Origin of the sequence: Pseudoalteromonas sp. S2893 (assembly GCF_005887105.1) — a bacterium.
Lineage (GTDB): Bacteria > Pseudomonadota > Gammaproteobacteria > Enterobacterales > Alteromonadaceae > Pseudoalteromonas > Pseudoalteromonas atlantica.
On sequence record NZ_PNCY01000070.1, the window covers coordinates 1 to 5,642 of the forward strand.

A 5,642-nucleotide genomic window follows, 5' to 3' on the forward strand; every position below is an offset into this window, starting at 1 on the left:
TTCCCTTCTCTTTGTGCATTATTGTATTAAAGATCAATAAACTACAAAGAGGTTTAGAGGCGCTTCGCTTTTAGAGAAGAGCATTTGCGCGAGCAAGCTTCGTGCCTACCGACAAAGTTAACACAGAGGTAAATTACCTTGTAGAAGCGCAGCTTGCTGGCGTTTTAAAAGCATCGCTTTTACCCTAGTGTTAACCCCTTAATTTGAGGCGGCTAAGTCCGCTTCAGCATCGGCAAGCATGGCAAACTCTTCATCTGCACTTTTAGCAACTAAATGCTTAGCGCTATAGCCAAAGTAATAAGCTGCACCTATCACAAATAACACTACGGTGTATAAAAATGCACGAGGGTCAAACGCATACACACCCGTTAATGCAATAAGCGATAACACTAACGCAATACCCGATGTAACCACGCCACCTGGCGTTTTATAAGGACGCGCTAAATTAGGTTGCTTAATACGTAACATAATATGGCTCAGCGCCATTAACGCATACGATACCGTTGCACCTACCACCGCCATGGCTAGCATTAAATCGCCCTCACCACTCAGTGAGGCAATAAAACCAAAAATAGCCGGTACAATTAACGCACGCGCGGGTACTTTGCGCTCAGTAGTAATTGATAACGAACGCGGTAAATAGCCCGCACGCGAAAGCGCAAACACTAAACGGCTATAACCATAAATAATCGAAAAGAACGACGCGACCAGCCCCGCTAAGCCTAAAATATTTACCACAGTGGCTAAGCTTGTATTGCCCGTGGCGTTAAGCGCATCAACTAAAGGAACTGCACTGGCGCCCATTGCGTTTGCGCCACCGGCAGCGGGAACTAATACCACAACAAGTAAAGCGGTAAACAGTAAAAATAACATAGCGCCAATAATGCCTTTAGGTACATCTTTAGCTGGGTTTTTAGCTTCTTCGGCAGCAAGCGGCACGCCTTCTACTGCTAAAAATAACCACATAGCAAAAGGCAATGCAGCCCACACACCATACCAACCAAGTGGTAAAAATTCATTTGCACCTGCAGCATTAGTTACCGCAACATCAAATAAATTAGCCGCGTCAAAATTAGCAATTAACGCCACGGCGGTGGCAATAATAGCCAATACAGCTAAGCCACTTATCACCATCATTACTTTTAGCGCTTCACCCACACCCGCTAAGTGAATACCTACAAACGTTAAGTAAAACAGTGCATACACCCACGGGCCATTAAAATCCGTTAACGCCTCAACCGCCGAGCCAATAAATATAACAATGGCCGCGGGGGCTAATGCATATTCAATTAATACCGCAAGGCCAGTTAAATAACCCCCGGCAGGGCCCATAGCTTGGCGTGCAAAACTGTAACCGCCACCTGCCGCAGGAATTGCTGCCGACATTTCAGCAAGCGATAACACCAGCGTTAAATACATTATTGCCATTAACACCGCAGCAATGGCAAATCCGCCCCAGCCGGCTTCGGCTATGCCAAAGTTCCAGCCTGCAAAGTCGCCCGAAATTACATACGACACCCCTAGCCCTGCAAGCAATAACCAGCCCGCAGTGCCACTTTTTAACTGCCTTTGTGCAAGATACTCTTTATTGTTATTAGACATATTGACCTCTTTTTATAGTTTTATTCCGCGATTAAAAAATTTGTGGTTTGAACCTGATGCTCTATTACATCGTCTTGTGTTCTGTCTTTTAAGTTAACCCCAGTAAGCCCGCACTTTTTGGCCTCTTGCAGTAAATACACGGCTCTTCGGGCAGCCTCAAAGTAGCTAAGCCCTGCAGGGCGAATGTTAGAAATACAATTACGGCACGCATCGTTAAGCCCCGTTTTTGGCTCCCACGTTAAGTAAAGGCCAAGGCTGTCGGGGGAGCTAAGTCCTGGGCGCTCACCAATTAATACCATTACCACTTGTGCGTTTAACAGCTCGCCAATGTCATCACCAATCGCTACGCGACCTTGCTCTACTAGGGTAATTGGCGCAATTTTGTAAGGTGAGGGCTCAGTAGGAAGTTGCTTTAAAAGCTCGCTTATAAATGGCGCTGCGTTTTTTTGTACCGCCAACGACGAAAGCCCATCAACTACCACAATGGCTAAATCGTATTGTGCCTGAGTACTGCTTTGCCTATTTTGCATAGTGTTTAAAAGCGTTGTACGCCCTGCTTGGTTTAACTTTCGGCCTAAATCGGGGCGCTGTAAATAAGTAACACGATCAACAGCCTCACTTTGTACACTTAGCGGTTTTTCAACCTCACTAAGCGCATCAATAGCACTAAGAGTTTTTGTCATTTCTCTAATATCTAACGGAAAGTTAACCGCATCGCGCGCCTGAGCATGCGATAGCTGAAACGCTAACATTTCAGATGTAGGTAAACTAATGCCTGCGCGGCCAAGACCTATACGGGCATCGGTAAAACGGCGTAAATCGCTCCATGGGTTTTCAACCACTTTGCCATTATTGTGATCGTTGCTGCTTTGCGTGTTTATGCTTTTAACCGCTTTCATTACATCCCTCCATGTATTGCTTTTAATGGCTTAGCAAAGGCAGTTGGTAAGGTGTTCGATAAAATAGTCTCGGCGGTATTTTCCATAATATTCATTTTGCTAAGCCACGCTTCAAATTCTGGCGCTGGGCGCGAGCCTAAAACTCGGCGCACATATAAGGCATCATGAAATGAGGTAGTTTGGTAATTAAGCATAATATCGTCCGAACCAGGAATCCCCATTACAAACGAGCATCCCGCCACACCTAATAAGGTGAGTAAGTTATCCATATCGTTTTGGTCGGCCTCGGCGTGGTTGGTGTAACACACATCGCACCCCATAGGTATGCCTAAAAGCTTGGCACAAAAGTGATCTTCAAGCCCTGCGCGGGTAATTTCTTTACCATCAAATAAATACTCGGGGCCAATAAAGCCTACAACGGTATTAACTAATAAAGGGTTAAACTTGCGTGCTACAGCATAGGCACGCGCCTCACAGGTTTGTTGGTCAAGCCCATGATGTGCATTAGCCGAAAGCGAGCTGCCTTGTCCGGTTTCAAAATACATTACATTATTGCCAACCGTGCCACGCTTTAAGCTCAGCGCAGCATCTTGCGCCTCAGCTAGTGTATTTAAATTAAAACCAAAGCTTGAGTTAGTAGCTTCTGTACCGCCTATTGACTGAAACACCAAATCAACCGGAGCGCCTGCTTCTATGCATTCTATGGTGTTGGTCACATGGGTAAGCACGCAGCTTTGTGTCGGAATTTCGTATTTTTGAATGACATCATCCATCAGCGTCATTAGCTTAATGGCTTGCGCTACGTTGTCGGTGGCGGGATTAATACCAATTACCGCATCGCCATTGCCGTATAAAAGGCCATCGAGCATACAGGCAGCTATACCATTTATGTCATCGGTTGGGTGGTTAGGTTGCAAGCGGGTTGATAAATGCCCAGGCAAACCTATGGTGTTTCTAAACGCGCTTTTTACGTGGCACTTTTTAGCAACAAGTATGAGGTCTTGATTACGCATTATTTTACTTACCGCAGCGGCCATTTCAGGGGTAATGGCTTGCCTAACACTTGCAAGTACCGCAGGCGTTGCAAAATCACTTAATAACCAGTTTCTAAAATCTCCCACGGTTAAGTGCGATATAAGCTTAAAAGCGTTTGCATCGTGCTCATCAATAATAAGGCGTGTAATTTCGTCTTGCTCGTAGGGAATAAGTACATCGTTTAAAAATGTTTTTAGCGGTACTTCGGCCAATGTCATCTGCGCTACAGCGCGCTCTTGTGCCGATTGTGCAATAACTCCCGCTAACCTATCACCCGAGCGCTGCGGCGTAGCTTTAGCCATTAACTGCGCTAAGCTCTTGAATTGATAAGTATGTGTTCCTAAAGTATAACTGTACATATGCCCCATGATTTACTCCGCATAACTAATATTACAAACCTTGGTATAGGTCTTGCCTCATATAAGCTATAAATCAATTTTGAATAGTCACAAGAAGGCTTAATTTGTACCAAGTGGCTATCGAATTTTGGCAAATCACGTTTTATTATTTTATTTCAGTAAGTTAATGCCTTTATTTGGCATTCACTTAAACTAAAAATATGTTTACTTTAAAAGAGCATCACCTATATGGCGCAGCAAGGCAGCAACAACGCACCACAAAAGAGCAAGGTATACACGCACGATATTGACGAGCAAGCCCACAACCTCACTCAATGGCAGCAAAAGTACGACCAAGTAAGCGATGGCCGCTTTTATGGCTGTATAGAAGGCGTAAATTACAACGATATTCATGCTTTTAAAGAATACACCGAGCGTGCACTGCGCCAGCAATGCAACATAGCGCCTAACTCTATTTGGCTTGGCATACCGAGTCAGTCGCAGCAAAGTAAAATTAATGGCCTTGATGTAGCGAGCAATCAATTTATGTGCCGTACCAGCAGCAGTGACTTTGAGCTAATTACCCCTGAGCAATTTGATATTTACGGCTTGGTTATTGATTGGCATTCCATTGAGTACATGGCGCAGTTACAAGGCGTAACAATTAAAAACCTATCATCTGCACAATCTGCTCGTTTAACGGTTAGTGACTCATCGCTGCAAACAGCAAGGCAAATTATTAACAGTATGGTTATAAATAAAGGCTTTGGGCTTAAACCAGAGTCACAGCAAGATATGCTTAGTATGCTAGCACTGCATTTACTGCAAGCCGATAACCCGCAGCAAAACATAGCCCCAAGCTACAAACACCGTAAAGCGGTGGTCGATAAAGTTAAAGAGTACGTGGCAGCCAACCCACAAAAAACAATAACCATAACCGAACTTTGCGAGCTTACTTTTGTTAGTAGGCGCACATTGCAGTACAGTTTCGAAAGCATTTTAGGTATTAACCCGCTTAGGTTTTTACGTTTAACCCGTTTAAATAACGTAAGGCGCGAGCTTAAAGTGGTTGGTCAAACTAAGCCTATATCAATCATAGCGGCCAATTGGGGGTTTTGGCACGCAGGGCAATTTACTAAAGATTACACGCAGTTATTTGGTGAAAACCCCTCTCAAACTATCGCCAATAATATAAAAGAAGGCGCCTTTGAGTATTAAATGCTGCGCATTGCGCGCGAGCAAGCTTCGCGCCTACAACTTTCACTTCTCATTTTCTCCTATTTCCCTTCTCTTTGTGCATTTTTGTATTAAAGATCAATAAATCACAAAGAGGTTCAGAGGCGCGTCGCTTTTAGAGAAGTAACTAACATCTGCGAGAGCAAGTTTCGCGCCTACCGACAAAATTAACTCCGAGGTAAATTACCTTGTAGAGGCGCACCTTGCTGGCGTTTAAAAGCAACGCCTTAACCGAGATATAAAGTGATTGTTTCACCACCGAGAAGCGAAGGAGAATACCAAGAGAAGTGACTAAGCGTTACGGGTGTTTTCTCTGTGTAGCGCGAAGCGCCTCGGTGTACTCGGTGGTGATATACAGATAACTTATACCAAGTTACTTTGGCTACTCATTTACTTCTCTATCCCTTCTCTTTGTGCATTTTTGTATTAAAGCTCAATTAATCACAAAGAGGCTCAGAGGCGCGTCGCTTTTAGAGAAGTAACTAGCATCTTGCGCGAGCAAGATTCGCGCAAACAGACACAATTAACACCG

At 44.3% G+C, this 5,642-nt stretch carries 4 protein-coding genes; 1 reads left to right on the top strand and 3 read right to left on the bottom strand.

Annotated features, from left to right (window positions below):
• Positions 1–198 precede the first annotated feature (198 nt).
• From eat to CWC04_RS19075, 3 genes are read right to left on the bottom strand one after another with little or no spacing between them, the layout of a single operon-like run.
• Positions 199–1,602 carry an ethanolamine permease gene (gene eat, locus CWC04_RS19065; RefSeq protein WP_138686175.1) on the bottom strand — a complete coding sequence of 468 codons (1,404 nt, stop codon included), beginning with the start codon at positions 1,600–1,602 and terminating at the stop codon, positions 199–201.
• A 20-nt stretch (positions 1,603–1,622) separates the two neighbouring features.
• The gene (gene eutC / locus CWC04_RS19070) at positions 1,623–2,501 is read right to left on the bottom strand and encodes an ethanolamine ammonia-lyase subunit EutC (protein ID WP_138686176.1); all 879 of its coding nucleotides are present in this window, start codon (positions 2,499–2,501) and stop codon (positions 1,623–1,625) included.
• Complete coding sequence (locus CWC04_RS19075) at positions 2,501–3,904, bottom strand: ethanolamine ammonia-lyase subunit EutB (protein WP_138686177.1); 1,404 nt, start codon at positions 3,902–3,904, stop codon at positions 2,501–2,503. The genes eutC and CWC04_RS19075 overlap by 1 nt, the downstream gene beginning before the upstream one ends.
• Before the next feature lie 219 nt (positions 3,905–4,123).
• Between CWC04_RS19075 and CWC04_RS19080 the strand changes: the two genes are divergently transcribed.
• Entirely contained in the window at positions 4,124–5,092 is a 969-nt protein-coding gene (locus tag CWC04_RS19080) for a helix-turn-helix domain-containing protein (RefSeq protein ID WP_138686178.1), read from the top strand.
• Positions 5,093–5,642: the final 550 nt, after the last annotated feature.

What these genes read in the sequence shown, in the direction of transcription:
- eat (WP_138686175.1), bottom strand. Translation starts at nt 1,602, where the DNA reads ATGTCTAATAACAATAAAGAGTATCTTGCACAAAGGCAGTTAAAAAGT.
- eutC (WP_138686176.1), bottom strand. Translation starts at nt 2,501, where the DNA reads ATGAAAGCGGTTAAAAGCATAAACACGCAAAGCAGCAACGATCACAAT.
- CWC04_RS19075 (WP_138686177.1), bottom strand. Translation starts at nt 3,904, where the DNA reads ATGGGGCATATGTACAGTTATACTTTAGGAACACATACTTATCAATTC.
- CWC04_RS19080 (WP_138686178.1), top strand. Translation starts at nt 4,124, where the DNA reads ATGGCGCAGCAAGGCAGCAACAACGCACCACAAAAGAGCAAGGTATAC.